This window comes from Prevotella veroralis DSM 19559 = JCM 6290, from assembly GCF_000377625.1.
GTDB lineage: Bacteria > Bacteroidota > Bacteroidia > Bacteroidales > Bacteroidaceae > Prevotella > Prevotella veroralis.
On record NZ_KB898334.1, the window covers coordinates 81,371 to 97,268 of the forward strand.

Sequence of the window (15,898 nt, forward strand, 5' to 3'; positions counted from 1 at the left end):
GAAACCTGCAAGAGATTACACGATTATTTTATGATTGAATTAAATTATTATGTTTTTATGAATATTCTGTTATACTGTCATATTATTATAACATCATCAAGGCATATTATAATTGTTTATGACTTGATGATGATTGTAATTTCTACTATCTTTTAAAGCCAACTCTGCCAGTATTAAGGTCTTCTTTTGTCTGTCGCTCATTTCCTTCCACAATACTGTAATCGTTTTCTTTAAGCTTTGCAAGAAGTAACTGACCTATTGGTTTTACCTCATCTATTATATCAGAGCAAAGTTTATGAGACATTTGTACAGATGAACCAGCCTCAATGAAGTCCTTTTCTGTCGGATTTGCTTTATACCCAACGCTTGTTGCATGCTGTCCTAAAGGACTATCATGAGTCATATCGTAAGCTGGTGAGAGCTTCCACTTTCCATCTACATAAAGGAAAGAGAAATTTCTTGCATGATCGTCAAAATTTTCAGCATAATAGTTGAACACCATTCTACGAAACTGTTGTTCCACTTCAATATGATCTTGCGTAATGTAGCCTGTCAATGCCAAAAGAGTTTTGTAATCCATTTTGGGAGGATTTATACCCTCATCAAGAAGTCCACTGGCTGTGACCATGTGTATACGCTCACCATCGGGAGAAAGATCGAAACGTTCTACTCCGAAGTATCGGTCATTGAAAAGCTTAAAACGAGGAACAATAATACCAGCTTCCTTTGCTGCATGACTGTACATGTATTCTATCTTACCTGATTCTATTGGATCATTTAGATGCCGGAATTTCACAATCCAATGAGACCCGTTCTCTTGTAGCAGTATTTTAGGACGGACACCACCAGAGTTACCGCTATCCACATACAATCTTCCTGCATTCTTATCGGTTTTCCCTGATAGTATATCCAATGCAGCTTGCTGTATTTTATCAAGATCTTTAAACTTGCTTGGAATCGTTATCTTATTATCAGGAATATAGCATAAAGCTCCCATACCAGATGAGCCGACAATACTTAGTTTCTGTAAAGGGGTGAGAGACTGATAGTTTATGCCTTCCTTATTCAGTTCTTTTTGTAGTACATACTCCCCATATCCTCCAGGCATACAATCTTCAAAGACACCGAAGTTACCCTGGAACGGTAGGTAAGGGGCTTCAAATAAGTCCCCTTTCAAAGGTAATTTCAATGGGGATATTGAAAAACCAGTGTGTAACCATTCGTTGCAGTATTGGAAAAGACAAGTATCATTGATTCCCATGGTAAGTTGTCCAACCAGTCGATCATGATACATGACTTTTAATGTTTCAAATCTTCCCATCTGTTCCTCTCTTTCTGTTCCTGTTTTTGTTAATCCTAACCATTTCATCAAGACTTGAATACTTTGGTTTTCCTATTAATTCCATCATATCCTCAGCATAACCAAGTACACGGGCTATCTTCACGAAGCTGGCAAGCGAAATTTCACCTATATGCTCAAATCGCTGTATTGTAGACAATGGAACACCACTTGTCTCAGATAGAGATTTCTGCGACAGGTTCTTCTCTAATCGACGTAGCCGGCAATTTCTTGATAGACGCCTTAAGATGTCCTCTGTGGATATAGGTTCAAATATATACATTTATAATAACTATAATATTGATTGTTATATTAAATAACATCACTTAATAACTAATATATAAGTTACTGCAAATATAATATATATTTTTTTATCCTGCAAGTTTTTGTGCCATATTTTACAACTGACTAATCAGTACACCAGCACCAAATTCCATCAAAGTTGCGTTGCCCATCATCCTTGAAAGCCAAATGCACTTCTTCTATATAAAAAGGGGAATCTAAATCGTTCCAATCTTTCCAATAGAATTTTTGACCTACTACTGGAATAAAAGGCATATCCTTATCAAAGAATATTTGGTGGGTACCAGTTGGATCATATACAAACCTGACATGAAACATTTTGGGTTTATTATTAAGAATCCCTTGAATATCCTCATAGTTCTTTATAGCCTCTATAGTCACCAAGTCTTCATTGATTTTATTCCACAGAAAGTTCTTAAGGAGCTTATAACCTTTTCCTTCTTGTTCTTGCAGGATCGCTTTGAAGTCCAAGACTGCCTGTTTGTAACCATCCATAAAACCTGGCATTTTCAGAGAACCATAATCCTGTTTTGATTGCGTATATTGATACAGCTTTTTTGTAAAATTCTTGCAGACCATCTTATTTTGTTCTATAATATTTATCTAAACATTTGAAGACTCCAAAAAGTATTTGGACAACAAAAAGTTTACATACTCGCTTCCATTTACGCAGAAACAGAGGTAGCCCCTTTGCTGGGTTACGATATTGTTTGTCGACCATCAGCAGCAGTAATAAACAGGTGGCAAGATAATAGAAAGTTGTACCACGGGAAGGGTCATTAACTTTCGGGACTATTGCTTTATTTTTTGAATTCATAAGATTCATCTTTATAATTGTTCTGTTGCTTCAACCAGTGCCGGACGGATACGCTCCAATAAATTTCTTGCGTGTTCGACACATGGGTCTTTCCTATCAGATGTATGTTGGGTATAGTCAGATAAGAGTTTCTCAACAATAGCAAGTTCACCCCATTCTGTTATTTCAACTTTTGTCATTGTCTTGTGATTTTTATATTGATTTCTATATTGCTATTGCTTTGGAAATAAGAGCTGCGCAAAGCGACTCGCAGAGTACCCTGCTCATGTTCACTTCAACGGCATTACCGATATACTTCTTCTGTTCGGTCTGGGTTCCCACAAGGATATAATTGTCAGGGAAACCCATGATGCGTTTCAGCTCATTTATATTCAACATGCGCATCTTGATGTCTATGATTCCGTACATGGTCATGAACTCCTTTATCTTGCAAGTCATTTCACTGTCCGTTTCAAATATCCTTATACCGATACCTTTTTCTGTGGAGATAAGGTAAGGGGGCATCTTATCCATCCGGGCAATCAAAGTGAAGCACGGCTTATTGATATCTCCACCTGCAGAGTTGAACTGTGGGTTCATCAAGAAACAGTCAACTACTTTTTGCTTCGGTGTTGTCAATACTGCAGGGCAAGGTGCATCAATGCTGGAAAGTTGACCACCAGCGGAGTATTCATTTGCCAAGAAACGACTTGAAACCAATCCCAGCCTGTCTTTTGCGGTAAGCGTAGGGCATGGCGATTCAGTAGAATGGTTCCCTCCATTGCCATAGTAAGCAGTAACAAAGAAATGGTGATCCTTAGTGGTGACAGTTCCGGCAGGAATGTCTATCGATTGGTTCTTGGAATACGGATCTCCACTGAATGCTTTGGACATGAAGCTGACATTGGCAATACCCAGACGATTTTGGCAAGCAACAGTTGGGCAAGGCTCGTCAATTCCAGGAGCGGTGTATTTTCCTGTCTGGTTCATTGAATTATACTTAACAAGAAAGGTTTCCTTTCCACCGGCGACGAATTTGATTAGCCCTGCGTAAATTCGCTTTAAGGTTTTCTCGCATAGTGGCTTCTTCCTGTCAAAGATACTTTGACCTGAATCATCCATGTCAAGCACTTCTCGAACAGGCTTCCATTTCTTGTAGGTATGAAACATGCCACTATCACCATTCTTAGAAAAGGTAGGTACAGGAAATGCTATGGGAAGTCCTTTCTTCGCAAATTGACCGAAAAACCTCTTGCGTGAGGTATATGCGCCGAAATCGGCGGCATTCAGCAAACGCCAGTCATAATGATAGCCGTAAGAGATAACTTTATTTGTCCAACGAATATAGCTGCATCCTTTTAACTTCGAGATAGGGTGTCCTTTATCGTCCATGTCCCCCCAGCTCATAAACTCTTCCACATTTTCAATCTGTATGTAGTCAGGGTTTAGCTGCTCGATATAACGGAAAAGATGTTCTGCAAGCGTCCGACTGTCTGCATCGCGTGGTTGACCGCCTTTGGCTTTACTGAAGTTGGTACATTCAAGGGAAGCCCATAAGACAACTAAAGCTGATGGATATTTCATTCTCATTCGATTTAAGTGAGCTGTAAGACCGATAAGGTCAAGTGTGCGAATATCCTCGGTGAAGTGTAATGTGTCAGGGTGGTTTGCCTGATGCGATGCGATTGCATTCGCATCATGGTTGACACAGGCGATCACCCTCGCACACTTTGTTCCATCTAACTTTGCATGTTCAACACCGGTGGATGTTCCACCGGCTCCGCAGAACAAGTCTATATAGAGTAATTTGATGTTTTCCATTTGCTATTCTATATTACCTTCTACCTTGTAACCTTTATTCCGAAGATATGTAGCAATATACTCATCATCGTCAACATCTTTAAGTACGTCAAAAAGATAACCTTTTACATACTTCGCAATAGCTTCAGGAGAGGCTAAGTCTACGTGTTGTGATATAAACTCACATTTCTTTGTCCTACCTAATTGCTCAAACTCGTATTCTAATCCTTTAGAATTGGTGTCTTCAAACAATTTAGATATATCACCTTGATGATATAGCTTCCCATTAATATCCATTGCTGTACCATCACTGTAGTATTGCTTTAGCTCTACCACTTCACCTGTCTTTCTAAGTTTTGCTTTCATAATTTACTTTTTCAAATCAAGATAACTTCCGTCACATAATGTTGTCTCCAATTTTCTTATACCCTGAAACAGAATCCTGTTATCATGCTTGTCGAGGTAAAACATCTTACCTCCGCAACAGATATCAAGGAATGGACTTTTTATCATATTTGTTTTCTTTTGTATTTAATATTTCTTTACAGACTTCTTCTGCTATTTCCCGAGCTTTGTCCTTGGTTACATACTGGTTTTCCTCGTTACCTGTCTTCTCAATATCGAAAATCAGAAAAAGAATGAAACTTAGGAAAACATATAACGGTATTACTGCTATCCATATCCTAAAATCTGCATTCATAAACCATGCGAAATCCAGTGTCGTCAGTGATGCAGACAGATATGTGATGACCGCTGCGCTTGTAAATGGAAATGAATCTTTCATCTTTTTCAGCTATTCTTAATTTTGCTATTGTTCTTATTACTTAATCTCGTTTCTTTCCGATGTTCTGCATCATAACGATTGTGACATCGTTGACACAAGGCACGCAGATTATCGGGATCGCAATGTTCTGGAGTATGATCAAGATGTGCTATTGTCAGAACAATATATGCTAACTTCCCAGTAAATTCATTCGTCCGATATGTATGGTTCTCAACTCCACAGAACTCACAACAATTATTCGCTCGTTCAAGAATTGAAATTCTGATTTGTTTCCAATTCTTTGGATATCGTGCTTTATTTTCTGGTTTAATCGGCATACTATTGTCCTTTCGTTATTACTAATTTTACAGATTAGAACTTACAATCTGGTCTACAGACTCAAACTGTTGCTCGCCTAATAGTTCCTGGCACACATTGATTATATCAAAAGCCATGTCAGCAGCTTCTTTACTATGCTCGTTGCCAATTTTTTCTATCATTGACTCTTTGATGTATTTTAGTTCCTTATTACTAAACTCATCATCAAATTTAGCCTCAGTCTGTCGTGCTGTTACCTCAATAGTATAGCCATCCTCTCGTTTGAATGACATACTAAATTTACCAGCATTCATTCTTTGACATTGACTAACCATTATATCAAATTGGTTTGACAAATCTGTATTTTCTTTCATATCAAATATTATTTACCGAGTATTATCTAACTAATTGTTCTATAAAAATATTCCCTTTTTCAAGGGTCTATTTTTCTTCTATGTTTCCATCTTGTCGAATATGTTTGTTTTTCTCTTCATTTTTTCTATCTGCGTCAAGCATTAGTATGTCAATTTTATTTTCAACTCTAATTAGCCATTTCAAAATATTATAGAGGATGATTAATAATGATATACCAATTAAGAGTAAAGAAATTATTCCTACAGCATCTTGAATCGTTACACTTCCAGAAGTACTCACATAGTTTAATAATCTTTTTTCCATCTTATTGAAGTATTAATTGTACATGAAAATTATAATCATTGCATAAAGCTGAAATCTGTTTAACCAGTAATGGATCTTGATCACCATATGGGAAGAATATCATTCTTTCTTTGGTCAAACATCTTATTCCTTTCTTTCTTAGGCTATAGAGTAAATTAGCTCTTCGTCTCAAAGATTTGTTCATAGTCTAATATGTCTTAGCCTTATGGCTCTATTCGAGTATTACTCAGACTTGGCATTTACCTTTAATAAGGTTCCTACCATATTCTTATTAAACCAATACGTTCCACCAACCTTTCTCATGGCACTATCAATTTTGCCACTCTTTACAATACGACACACCGTAGGTACACTACATTTTAGAAATTTTGCAAGAGATTTATAGCCTGATAGCCAGCTATCTTCGTCAAAAAGCTCATTAGAAGTATTACCTTCATAGCTTTTATTATATGTGTTCATAAGCTCAACAAAATCCTTCACTGACAACTGTGCCAGTGGAGTCTCTAACAAACTTTGTGTTAATTCCATATTCTTCACTTTAATACATAAATTAATAATACCTGGCAAAATGCCAAATCTCTGTCGCCTTGATAATTGTATTAAAGGATATTGGAGAGACTACTGTCTGATAAACCAATAATTGTATTAAAGTGTCTCGAAACGACGATACAAAGATAATAAAATCTATTTCATACTCCTTACTTTTTACTCATCAAATTGCTTCATATAAGAAGACTTCACTTCATCAGCTATATCAATATAAGGTTTCATAGCTTTGTAATCACTATGTCCTGTCCACTTCATAACAACACTGGGAGGAATTCCTTTTGCAAGAGCAGTACATATAAATGTACGACGACCGCAGTGAGTTCCTACAAGTTCATATTTAGGCTTTACCTCATCTATTCGCTTGTTACCTTCATAATGGGTGCTTTTTATAGGTTCATCTATTCCTGCTAATTTGCATAATGTATGAAGCCTCTTATTCATCTTCTGATTACTTATAATAGGCAGTACTTTTTTATCAGGAAAATGAATATCAGAATACTTGTCCAGGATAGCCTGTGATTTACTGTTTATCTCTATGGTTATTCTATCTGCTGTTTTTACAGTAACAATTTCAATCTTTCTATTGTGAATATCTTCCCATGTCAGATTATAGGCATCAGAATATCTTAATCCTGTATAGCAGCAGAATAGGAATACATCACGCACTGCTTCAAGTGATGTATATTTCTCTGGGATTTTAAGGTTTTCTACTTTCTCCAATTCCTCTTGTGTTAAGAATATGACACGCTTACTTGCACTCTTCAATTTAGGCTTGAAGTGTTCAAAAGTATGATTAGTATGATAGTCTTTCTCATAACACCAACGAAGATACCAACGTAAGAATCCAAGCTGTTTATTAATCGTGCTATTCTTCATACCTTTCTTTCCCATATAGTTTATGAAGTCGGCGATACCGTCTTCATTAAAATCTTCAAAGTTCAGTTTTTTATTAAACTCTTGTAAATGGTTACGTAAAGCTGCAAATTTTTCATAGGTCGCTGGAGTCCAATCATTGAGTTTGCCATTAACTTTCACAAACTCATCAAAACACTTCCAAAAATCGTTTTTCTTCTTTTTAGGTTTATTAATATCCACTTGATGCACATTTATAGTACTATCTTTTTTAAATGATTCTTCCGTGGTTAGAGGCTGTGGATTGGTCTTAGCATGAAAGGCATTACGCAATTCTTTAGGCGATGGTATGACCTGTCGTAACTCAAATTCACGAAAAACAGTAACCATACATGCACTCATCTGGGACAAATGCTCATTAAACTCATTAGTTACAGTTGTATTGCTATTTAGGGACATTATACGCTGTTGTCTATCGTCCCAATTCTCTTTTTGAATTACAAGTCCTGTCTGGAAATCCAGTCGATTCCCATTATATGATACACGCATACGAATCCTGTAACCAGCGTCTCTATAATTACGTATTGAAAATTTTATAGTTCTTTTTATAATCATATTTGATAACCTTTATTTCAAAGTTAATCAAATATACAGTTTTGCCCCACTTTTTGCCCCAATATTTCCCATTTGTAAAATAAAAACACTTTGTTGGTGAAGAACAGTTTTTTTATTGGTATTTTTGAACCCCCTTTATTTTGCCCCAAAGTTGCCCTACTTTTTGCCCCTCACTTTTTCAAAAAGTATTCGAACTATTACTATCAAGAAATAAAGTATCATATCAAATCATATCAGTAACTTTTTGTTGTTCAATGATTTTTGATATTATTTGATATAATTCTTTAATTATTTTGCATAGAAGTCCGTTTCCCTCTCTCTCCGCTTTAGGTACTCTGAACAGACCAACAGAGAAATCCTAACAAAAACGTAAGTATCATAGCTACAAGTAGTTATGATACTTTTCTTTTATATACATTCTTCTTCTTAGAGTACGTACAGAGGGCGTAAATACTCCCTAAATACTCTACAATGGCTACAATCTGGCTACACTTTTTGAGGCAAAATAAAAATTGTAGCCAAGAGTTCGTACAGAGTACGCATAGAGTACACGCAAATTGCTGTTATTCAAATAAATATGTCGAACTTTGCAGCGTGGTTACAGAAGTTTATCCTGCTAATAATTCAATCTTTTGGCTACAATTTTATTAGAAGCTGGCTACAATTATTGAATTTTGGCTACAACTTTCCTTTCCATGGCTACAATTAAACAACAGCAGCGCAAATGAAAACCATTTTCAGAGCAGTCTTCTATCTAAGAAGCAACTATGTGAACAAGGAGGGTAAAACACCCGTGATGTTGAGAATCTATCTCAACAACGAACGACTTTCCATTGGGTCAACAGGTATTGCCGTTCAGCAGTCGCAATGGGATAGTGAAAAAGAACGACTGAAGGGAAGGACTACAGAGGTCCTTTCTACTAATCTCGAGTTGGATAACATCCAAAGCGGATTGCAGACCATCTTCAAAAAGTTGGAAATGACAGATGCCATTTCTTTGGAGCGTATCAAGTCGGAGTATCTGGGCAAGAAAGAAGAGGTAGAGACTATGATGACACTCTTCGATAAGCATAACAAAGATATTGCCAAGCAAGTGGGCATATCTGTAAGTGCTGCCACTTTTCAGAAATATAATGTCTGCAAACGACACTTCATGACTTTTTTGCAGGATAAGTACAAACGTTCGGACATACGCTTGTCTGAACTCACCTATATTATCATACACGATTTTGATATTTATCTTCGCACAGTAGTTGGTCAGAACCCGAACACAGCTACCAAGACAATGAAAACTTTCAAGACAATTACGATTTTAGGAAGAAAAATGGGCGTAATCCATCACGATCCTTTTCTTAATCATCGCTTTCACCTTGAGCCGGTCAATCGTGGTTTCTTGACAGATGAAGAGATTTTGAAGATAGCCAATAAGGATCTGGGCATACAACGCTTAGAATTGGTTCGTGACTTATTCGTATTCTCATGCTTTACAGGTTTGGCGTACATTGATGTGGCCAACCTTACTCCCGAGAACATTGTTACCCTTGATGACAAACAATGGATAATGACAAAACGACAAAAGACGAGTGTTGCAACAAATGTTCTTTTATTGGATATTCCAAAGAATATTATCGAAAAGTATAATGTCAAGACCTATCGTGATGGTAAACTCTTCCCAATGCTAACCAATCAGCGAACCAATTCATATCTGAAGGAAATTGCAGATATTTGTGGTATTAAAAAGGACCTAACCTTTCACATGGCTCGCCACACATTTGCAACAATGTCATTGAGTAAAGGTGTTTCTATGGAATCAGTTTCTAAGATGTTGGGACATACTAACATTAAAACGACACAAATTTATGCCCGTATTACCAATAAGAAAATAGAACACGATATGGAACAATTGGCTGGCAAGTTAGACAAGTTCAATGTTGCTATGGGCATCAACTCAAAATAATGTACAACCCTAAACCAAGAAGATTATGACAACAACAAAGAAAGAGCTTTCTTACTTCGGTTTGAAGTTGGAAGCGTATCTCAGAGAGCATTATCCAGAGAGAGTGAATGAAAATACGTTTGTAACTGCTCGCGCAGACGAAGCATTGACAACTTACTGCGATGCTATAGCACAAGGTTTTTCTTACCCAGAGGCAGAGGTAATGGCAAGCGAAGTGTTATACCAAGGTTTGCACTTTTCCAAGTATGACACGCTTGTATCTGTCTTAGAGAATGAGTTCGAGAAAGAACTCCCTTCTCCTCTTCCAGAAAGATTAACACCTATGCTTCTGAAGAATAAGGCTGTGCAAAGCGTTTTCGACAAGTACGAACTGACAGACGACTTTGGTGCAAGCTCAGATTATGAGAAACTCTACACCGAACTGACAGGGACAATCGTTCTGCTCATTGAGGTTAATGGTCTGCCAACAGTCGATAGTGAGAACATGACTTGATGTAACACCATCGGGAGCTTTTGTAGTGTCAAGAGCCAAGATAAACGCTCCACTCCACACGACAAGAGTTTTGCAAACACTTGTCTTTTTTCGAGCATAGCTCTCAACAACTCGTGTGTAGTCTGCGCATCTTGTTATTGCTCTTGAACTATTAAAAGCTCCGATTATGAATACAATCATCATGAATCAAGACGTTCACACACCTGCCTTCATCAAGGCAGACGCATCGAACAAAACCGATAAAATCAAGCAGCAGTCGATTTCTCCCAAGCAAGTCCGCCGCTTCGGTTGGACACGCTTCATCGAACTCACTATCCTGCTTTCCGTCGTTATCGGTGTCATTTGGCTTATCTCGAAGATAGTAACGCCACAAGTCGTAACTGTCGTGTCAGTCATTGCAGGTTTTCTGATACTACGCTTTATAGTCAGGGTAATTCTAAAAGTAACATTTGCGCTGCTGAGCATTCTATTTTGGTTGGCTATTCTCTGTGCCATCCTGCTATGCGTGCTTTGAGAAGCACAGCTCTGTAAAACCTTTCATGTTATTTCATCAGGTGGTTATCTCGCATTTTGAGATAGCCACCTTTTCTATTTCCCACTACGAGCGTTGCACTTTTGCTTCTTTTCCAATGCTCCACGATATGCGATGACAAGAAGACGGATGCTGTTCCCTTTTTATCCGCAAAGGTAGTACGGGGCTTGTGGCTTTCAAAAGGTCTGTGCCGCTTGGTTTGTCTGGAAAATCTCCACACCTACGGGTTGTATTTTCCGCCAAAACCTTGTGCAAGCCCACCCCGCTACCTCTTTTTTGCTACAAAAAGGAATCAGCATACTCCGATCTTTGGACGCATAAAAAAAATGTCGCTATGGATAAGCAAAAAGTAAATACAACATCTTCGATGAACAGCAAAGGATATAGCTCCTCCTCTCATTACCGCATTAACCCTGTGGCTGAAAAAAGTGAGCAAGTGTTGGCAATTAAGTTTGTACAATGGGACGTTCCCCCATTGGAGAGCCTTTGTAATAGCAAAGTATATCTCCTACGTATGAAACTCAATCGTGGCGAGTGTATGAGCCGTGAGGAAAAGAATTGGCTATGTGAAGCGGTGAACTCAAACACCTATTTCCGAACAGCCGTCCCACTGCAAGGCTATCGCTTTGACTTCTTTGACGTGCTGAAGAAATACCTTGTCAATCAGTACGGACAATGGACAGAGTATTACGCACCCGACAGAACAAGCCTAAGAGCCTACCTATATGGACGCATCAATCAAATAGTAGAAATCCCAAAATACTAAGCAATATGAAAGGAACAGAACATTTCACACGGACAATAGCCGAGTATCTTAATCAGCGTGCTATGACAGACCCATTGTTTGCCCCTAACTTGATGAAGCCGAACAAGAATATCGAGGAGTGCATCACCTACATTCTTAATGAAGTGCAGAAAAGCGGTTGCAACGGCTTTGATGATGATGACGAGTTGTTGAGAGCTTAGCTCGAAAAAATCTTCTCTATGGCTGTTCACTACTATGATGAGGACGATGTAGAGGTGGGTAAGGCTATTTCTTGCCAAGTTGCCGTTAATCACATTGTAGAACTCACGGAGGAAGAAAAAGCCGAAGCAAGGCAGGAAGCCATTAAGCAATATCAGCGTGAGGAACTTGCCAAGTTACAGAGCCGTAACGCACGAGTGAAGAAGACCGAGAACATAGCTACCCAAGTACAACCATCACTATTCGATTTTTAAGCCTATGAAACCGAGAAACAAATTTGAAAAGGCGGTTTTGGAACAAAGCAAGTATCTTCGCCCGATAACCAAGACACAAAGCAAGTGGGCATTCCGTGAGTGTATTGACCACTTCGCCTACCACTTGCCAAAAGGTCGCACCACTTGTATGGATTGTGGGCATAGTTGGATAATGAACAAACATAGAGAAACTTGCACTTGCCCTCATTGCAGGGCAAAGTTGCAGGTCAAGGAAACCTACGAGCGCAAGTTGCAGCAGAAGCAGTATTACACTATACTTACCACTTGTGGAGAGTTTCAAGTATTACGTATGTTCCTACTTATTGTGGGTATGGAGAAAGGTTACAAAGCACAGACTTCTATAATTGAGATTGGGCAATATTGGTGGAATATGCAGGGACGAAAAGCCGTGGTTGCCATACAGAGGGTATTGGGACACTATGTTGATACATTTTCCTATTATAGTCCTATGGCGATACGCAACGATAATGAAGCCTATCAGCATATTGCCTACTCACCGATATATCCGAAGTTCAAGGTTACAGACATACTTCGTAGAAATGGTTTTAAGGATAATTTCTATGGTATCGTGCCTACCCAACTTATTCCTGCATTACTTACAGACAGCCGAGTGGAAACATTACTAAAAGCAGGTAGCACAGACCATTTACGTTACTTTCTTGGCAACAAGAGAACTTTTGAAGAACTATGGCAATCCTACAAAATTGCAGTCCGTAACGGCTATGAGATAGCAGACATTTCCCTTTGGAGTGATTATGTAGATACACTTAGAAGATTAGGAAAGGATATTCATAATCCAAAATATTTATGCCCAACAGACCTTAAAGGCGAACACGACCGCAGACACGAGGAACTTCTCAAACTGCGTGAAAGGGAGGAGATAGAACAGAAGCAAAAGAAGGCAATCGAAGACGAAAAACGCTTCAAGGAACTCAAATCCAAGTTTTTCGGTATCTGTTTTACAGACGGCACAATCCAAGTCCACGTATTAGAGAGCGTGCAGGAACATTTGGAAGAAGGTGTATCAATGCACCATTGCGTATTTTCTAATGCATACTACCTTAAGGAAGACTCCCTTATCCTTTCGGCTACCATTGAAGGCAAGCGAATAGAAACCATTGAAGTATCATTACGAACTTTGGAAGTGGTGCAAAGTCGTGGGGTATGCAACAAGAATACGGAATATCACGAGCAAATTGTAAACCTTGTCAATGCCAATCGAGGTCTTATAAGCCGAAGAATGAAAGCAACAGCATAAAGTATGAACCATTAAATTATCAGAGATATGAAGACAGAGATTGAGGACATCATCTACAACTATGCGGATGAATTGAAAATTGGCGGACAAGGTGAAAGCCAAATACTGCATATTCTCATTAGGGTTATTAATTAACCATATCCAAATCTACAGAAGAGGTTTGTCAGTTTCTTCAAAAAGGGTCTACCTTTTCGGCAAAAAAGGTAGACCTTTTTAATTGAAAAGGTAGACCCTTTTGACGAAAAAGGTAGACCCTTTTCTGATAATAGGTAGATAGTTTTACTCATTTAGGTGAACCCCTTTGCGAAAAAGGGTTGATAAGTGTCAAAAGAAATATGTGCTTTTCTTGGAGATAATCAAGAAATTTCTTACCTTTGTGATATAAATCTATTAACAAGTTGAGGAGGATAAAGCCCCAGCCTCCAAAGGCTTAACAATCGGGGGCAACACTAATGACTATGGCGAACAGACCCATTGCTTATACGCTAAAGGAGCGTAAAGGAACAGTTGGAAATTTGAAAGGGAAAATCGTTCTGCAGGCACATCCTACAGGACGAAAGAGAGTTGATCATCGTAGTTTCTGTGATGAAGTGGCACATGCTACAACGTTCACAGGTGCAGAAGTCGAGGCTGTTCTCAGACTTGCAGCTGAGATAGCAAAGAAGCACGTTGAGAACGGAGACATTGTAGACTTCGGAGACATCGGGACACTTACACCTTCTTTCCAGAGTAAATTGGTTGAGAAGGGAAAAACGGAGTTCAACCCAAAGGTTCATATTACGAAACCTGTGGTACACCTCACTCCCTCAAAGAAGTATTTTACACTTACTGGCGTGAGCTACGAGCGTGTTTCTGCACCTGAAAAGGAAACTAGGAAGCCAGTTGAGAATCATTCTCAATCGGGACCAGAGATTGCAGAGCCATAAGGGGGACGAACGAGCGTGACTTTCTAATATTTACATTGATGCGTGGAGCACATTGTCTCCACGCATCAATTTTATTTGTTAGTATAACTACTGTTTTACAAATCCATTCTTATAAAAGTCATACCAAGCTGCAATCTTTTCCGAGGTATTGGCTTTCAGAAGTAAGAGCATTTCACGAGTGAACTCCAAATGACCAGTAATATTTGCTGTAACGATATTCTTATCACTCACAGCCTGTGCGTTTGCATATCCTGTTTCGTTCGTGTATCTTTCACCACCCCATTGTTTAAGTTGGTCGAGACCATTACCCGTATGTTTTACGTTGTTCAAGAAGCCATGAGCACACAGAAACGATGCTCCGTTGCATATCGCTCCTACTATTTTACCCTTATCCAATGCTTCTTGTACCAATGGCGCAACAAGTTCTGCTTCAGGAGAATTCCATCGATTGCCACCGATAAGGACTAAGGCTGCATAGTCTTTGGGCATATTCTCAAAAGAATAATCAGGTAACGTTTTGAATCCACCAATGGAACAGACTGCATCTAATGTCGGAGCAACTGTATGCACTCTGTACTTGATTTCACTACCTGGTATTACGCCAACATGAAGGGCTGTAGAGAGAAAAGCACCTTCCCAATCTGTGTACTCATTCAATAAGACGAAGAGTACCTTTTTTGTTTCTTTATTCATTGCTTATCCTATTTAATCGTAATACAAAGTTACAATTTTTCAGCAAAATAGAAACAACATCATAGGAATAATTCTTGGTTTAATATAGTCAGATGATAAAGAACAACGCAAACTCAACCTTTCGGCGTTTGACTAACCCATTCAAAACCTTTCCCTTGTATCGGCAGAACGAAACATACTCCTGATAGAAGTTCCTGTCTCCCGACTCTATCTTTCGCAACAGTCTACTCTTAGGGTACTTGCCATATCCAAGCAATCTCCCCACACCCACATTATAGGCAAGCAAGGTCAGCAGCAGCGCATCCTTGCCATACCCTTTGAAGTGTTCAAAGCATTTCCAAAGGTCGGCACGGAGCAGGGAGTCTGCCTGCCGTTCCGTCATATCCGCTGTGAAACGCTCTCCCCGTTGCAGCTGATGCCCATAGCCAACATACGGATAATTCTTCCAGCCGTGCAGTCCCTCAAAGTATTTCACTACGACAATTATGAATACAACTTTATTATGGAAAGTCTTTTTCTAATTCCAATTGAAAATACGAATATCCACGTAATATGAATTTCTCTACTTTACATTATAACTTTCCATAATAAATACGGTCTAATAATATAACGTGAGTTCGACGAATTATAAATGTCTATAAATTTGGTGATTAGCGAAATTTGTTGTAACTTTAAGGAGCTAATATACAAACAGTTACAAACAAAAATCGCTATGATCACCGAGGACAAAGTTACTGAAATATTTTGTATGGCAGATGACTTCTGCAAGTTTTTTGATGCAATGACA

Annotated in this window: 20 protein-coding genes and 2 pseudogenes; 8 read left to right on the plus strand and 14 right to left on the minus strand. The window is 38.6% G+C overall.

The window, feature by feature from the left end; all coding sequences use genetic code 11:
• Positions 1–145: 145 nt before the first annotated feature.
• From D464_RS0109570 to D464_RS0109635, 12 genes are all read right to left on the minus strand, one after another.
• A complete protein-coding gene (locus tag D464_RS0109570) occupies positions 146–1,321 on the minus strand; it encodes a type II toxin-antitoxin system HipA family toxin (protein ID WP_036908893.1) in 1,176 nt (391 codons plus the stop codon).
• On the minus strand, positions 1,308–1,622 hold the full coding sequence (locus D464_RS0109575; protein ID WP_018911210.1) for a helix-turn-helix domain-containing protein: 315 nt from the start codon (positions 1,620–1,622) through the stop codon (positions 1,308–1,310). Before D464_RS0109575 ends, D464_RS0109570 begins: the two co-directional genes overlap by 14 nt.
• Before the next feature lie 125 nt (positions 1,623–1,747).
• Positions 1,748–2,221 carry a hypothetical protein gene (locus D464_RS0109580; RefSeq protein ID WP_018911211.1) on the minus strand — a complete coding sequence of 158 codons (474 nt, stop codon included), beginning with the start codon at positions 2,219–2,221 and terminating at the stop codon, positions 1,748–1,750.
• Positions 2,222–2,470: 249 nt separating this feature from the next.
• Positions 2,471–2,638 carry a hypothetical protein gene (locus tag D464_RS13755; protein WP_018911212.1) on the minus strand — a complete coding sequence of 56 codons (168 nt, stop codon included), beginning with the start codon at positions 2,636–2,638 and terminating at the stop codon, positions 2,471–2,473.
• Between the two features lie 25 nt (positions 2,639–2,663).
• Positions 2,664–4,259, minus strand: a complete 1,596-nt coding sequence (locus D464_RS0109595; RefSeq protein WP_018911213.1) for a DNA cytosine methyltransferase — start codon at positions 4,257–4,259, stop codon at positions 2,664–2,666.
• Between the two features lie 3 nt (positions 4,260–4,262).
• On the minus strand, positions 4,263–4,604 hold the full coding sequence (locus D464_RS0109600) for a hypothetical protein (protein ID WP_018911214.1): 342 nt from the start codon (positions 4,602–4,604) through the stop codon (positions 4,263–4,265).
• A 124-nt stretch (positions 4,605–4,728) separates the two neighbouring features.
• Positions 4,729–5,022: a hypothetical protein gene (locus tag D464_RS0109610; protein ID WP_018911215.1), complete on the minus strand. Its 294-nt coding sequence runs from the start codon at positions 5,020–5,022 to the stop codon at positions 4,729–4,731.
• 5 nt (positions 5,023–5,027) lie between these two features.
• Complete coding sequence (locus tag D464_RS13760) at positions 5,028–5,339, minus strand: HNH endonuclease (RefSeq protein ID WP_024985825.1); 312 nt, start codon at positions 5,337–5,339, stop codon at positions 5,028–5,030.
• 27 nt (positions 5,340–5,366) lie between these two features.
• Positions 5,367–5,654, minus strand: a complete 288-nt coding sequence (locus tag D464_RS0109620; protein ID WP_244264090.1) for a hypothetical protein — start codon at positions 5,652–5,654, stop codon at positions 5,367–5,369.
• A gap of 106 nt (positions 5,655–5,760) precedes the next feature.
• Positions 5,761–5,997 (minus strand): hypothetical protein, encoded by a 237-nt coding sequence (locus D464_RS0109625; RefSeq protein ID WP_018911217.1) that lies wholly within the window; start codon positions 5,995–5,997, stop codon positions 5,761–5,763.
• Positions 5,998–6,219: 222 nt separating this feature from the next.
• The gene (locus D464_RS0109630; protein ID WP_024985827.1) at positions 6,220–6,525 is read right to left on the minus strand and encodes a DUF3853 family protein; all 306 of its coding nucleotides are present in this window, start codon (positions 6,523–6,525) and stop codon (positions 6,220–6,222) included.
• A 177-nt stretch (positions 6,526–6,702) separates the two neighbouring features.
• Positions 6,703–8,013: a site-specific integrase gene (locus D464_RS0109635; protein WP_018911219.1), complete on the minus strand. Its 1,311-nt coding sequence runs from the start codon at positions 8,011–8,013 to the stop codon at positions 6,703–6,705.
• A gap of 724 nt (positions 8,014–8,737) precedes the next feature.
• Between D464_RS0109635 and D464_RS0109640 the strand changes: the two genes are divergently transcribed.
• The 7 genes and pseudogenes from D464_RS0109640 (at position 8,738) to D464_RS0109680 (ending at position 14,418) form a co-directional block, all read left to right on the plus strand.
• Positions 8,738–9,970 (plus strand): site-specific integrase, encoded by a 1,233-nt coding sequence (locus D464_RS0109640; RefSeq protein WP_018911220.1) that lies wholly within the window; start codon positions 8,738–8,740, stop codon positions 9,968–9,970.
• Positions 9,971–9,995: 25 nt separating this feature from the next.
• Entirely contained in the window at positions 9,996–10,463 is a 468-nt protein-coding gene (locus tag D464_RS0109645) for a DUF1896 domain-containing protein (protein ID WP_018911221.1), read from the plus strand.
• A 166-nt stretch (positions 10,464–10,629) separates the two neighbouring features.
• On the plus strand, positions 10,630–10,977 hold the full coding sequence (locus D464_RS0109650) for a hypothetical protein (RefSeq protein WP_018911222.1): 348 nt from the start codon (positions 10,630–10,632) through the stop codon (positions 10,975–10,977).
• 352 nt (positions 10,978–11,329) lie between these two features.
• The gene (locus tag D464_RS0109660) at positions 11,330–11,761 is read left to right on the plus strand and encodes a hypothetical protein (RefSeq protein WP_018911223.1); all 432 of its coding nucleotides are present in this window, start codon (positions 11,330–11,332) and stop codon (positions 11,759–11,761) included.
• Positions 11,762–11,766: 5 nt separating this feature from the next.
• Positions 11,767–12,213, plus strand: a pseudogene (locus D464_RS13960) (PcfK-like family protein).
• A gap of 4 nt (positions 12,214–12,217) precedes the next feature.
• Entirely contained in the window at positions 12,218–13,492 is a 1,275-nt protein-coding gene (locus tag D464_RS0109670) for a PcfJ domain-containing protein (RefSeq protein WP_018911224.1), read from the plus strand.
• Positions 13,493–13,950: 458 nt separating this feature from the next.
• Complete coding sequence (locus D464_RS0109680; protein ID WP_018911225.1) at positions 13,951–14,418, plus strand: HU family DNA-binding protein; 468 nt, start codon at positions 13,951–13,953, stop codon at positions 14,416–14,418.
• A gap of 87 nt (positions 14,419–14,505) precedes the next feature.
• Here D464_RS0109680 and D464_RS0109685 read toward each other — a convergent pair whose 3' ends face one another.
• Both D464_RS0109685 and D464_RS12670 read right to left on the minus strand, forming a co-directional pair.
• On the minus strand, positions 14,506–15,111 hold the full coding sequence (locus D464_RS0109685) for a type 1 glutamine amidotransferase family protein (protein ID WP_018911226.1): 606 nt from the start codon (positions 15,109–15,111) through the stop codon (positions 14,506–14,508).
• Positions 15,112–15,199: 88 nt separating this feature from the next.
• On the minus strand, positions 15,200–15,598 hold the full coding sequence (locus D464_RS12670; protein WP_154649597.1) for a glycoside hydrolase family protein: 399 nt from the start codon (positions 15,596–15,598) through the stop codon (positions 15,200–15,202).
• A 225-nt stretch (positions 15,599–15,823) separates the two neighbouring features.
• Here D464_RS12670 and D464_RS14195 point away from each other — a divergent pair.
• Positions 15,824–15,898: pseudogene (locus D464_RS14195) on the plus strand (transposase); the annotation flags it as partial.

What these genes read in the sequence shown, in the direction of transcription:
- D464_RS0109640 (WP_018911220.1), top strand. Translation starts at nt 8,738, where the DNA reads ATGAAAACCATTTTCAGAGCAGTCTTCTATCTAAGAAGCAACTATGTG.
- D464_RS0109620 (WP_244264090.1), bottom strand. Translation starts at nt 5,654, where the DNA reads ATGGTTAGTCAATGTCAAAGAATGAATGCTGGTAAATTTAGTATGTCA.
- D464_RS0109610 (WP_018911215.1), bottom strand. Translation starts at nt 5,022, where the DNA reads ATGAAAGATTCATTTCCATTTACAAGCGCAGCGGTCATCACATATCTG.
- D464_RS0109600 (WP_018911214.1), bottom strand. Translation starts at nt 4,604, where the DNA reads ATGAAAGCAAAACTTAGAAAGACAGGTGAAGTGGTAGAGCTAAAGCAA.
- D464_RS13755 (WP_018911212.1), bottom strand. Translation starts at nt 2,638, where the DNA reads ATGACAAAAGTTGAAATAACAGAATGGGGTGAACTTGCTATTGTTGAG.
- D464_RS0109595 (WP_018911213.1), bottom strand. Translation starts at nt 4,259, where the DNA reads ATGGAAAACATCAAATTACTCTATATAGACTTGTTCTGCGGAGCCGGT.
- D464_RS0109570 (WP_036908893.1), bottom strand. Translation starts at nt 1,321, where the DNA reads ATGGGAAGATTTGAAACATTAAAAGTCATGTATCATGATCGACTGGTT.
- D464_RS0109680 (WP_018911225.1), top strand. Translation starts at nt 13,951, where the DNA reads ATGGCGAACAGACCCATTGCTTATACGCTAAAGGAGCGTAAAGGAACA.
- D464_RS0109630 (WP_024985827.1), bottom strand. Translation starts at nt 6,525, where the DNA reads ATGGAATTAACACAAAGTTTGTTAGAGACTCCACTGGCACAGTTGTCA.
- D464_RS0109645 (WP_018911221.1), top strand. Translation starts at nt 9,996, where the DNA reads ATGACAACAACAAAGAAAGAGCTTTCTTACTTCGGTTTGAAGTTGGAA.
- D464_RS0109625 (WP_018911217.1), bottom strand. Translation starts at nt 5,997, where the DNA reads ATGGAAAAAAGATTATTAAACTATGTGAGTACTTCTGGAAGTGTAACG.
- D464_RS0109575 (WP_018911210.1), bottom strand. Translation starts at nt 1,622, where the DNA reads ATGTATATATTTGAACCTATATCCACAGAGGACATCTTAAGGCGTCTA.
- D464_RS0109650 (WP_018911222.1), top strand. Translation starts at nt 10,630, where the DNA reads ATGAATACAATCATCATGAATCAAGACGTTCACACACCTGCCTTCATC.
- D464_RS13760 (WP_024985825.1), bottom strand. Translation starts at nt 5,339, where the DNA reads ATGCCGATTAAACCAGAAAATAAAGCACGATATCCAAAGAATTGGAAA.
- D464_RS0109670 (WP_018911224.1), top strand. Translation starts at nt 12,218, where the DNA reads ATGAAACCGAGAAACAAATTTGAAAAGGCGGTTTTGGAACAAAGCAAG.
- D464_RS0109660 (WP_018911223.1), top strand. Translation starts at nt 11,330, where the DNA reads ATGGATAAGCAAAAAGTAAATACAACATCTTCGATGAACAGCAAAGGA.
- D464_RS0109635 (WP_018911219.1), bottom strand. Translation starts at nt 8,013, where the DNA reads ATGATTATAAAAAGAACTATAAAATTTTCAATACGTAATTATAGAGAC.
- D464_RS0109685 (WP_018911226.1), bottom strand. Translation starts at nt 15,111, where the DNA reads ATGAATAAAGAAACAAAAAAGGTACTCTTCGTCTTATTGAATGAGTAC.
- D464_RS0109580 (WP_018911211.1), bottom strand. Translation starts at nt 2,221, where the DNA reads ATGGTCTGCAAGAATTTTACAAAAAAGCTGTATCAATATACGCAATCA.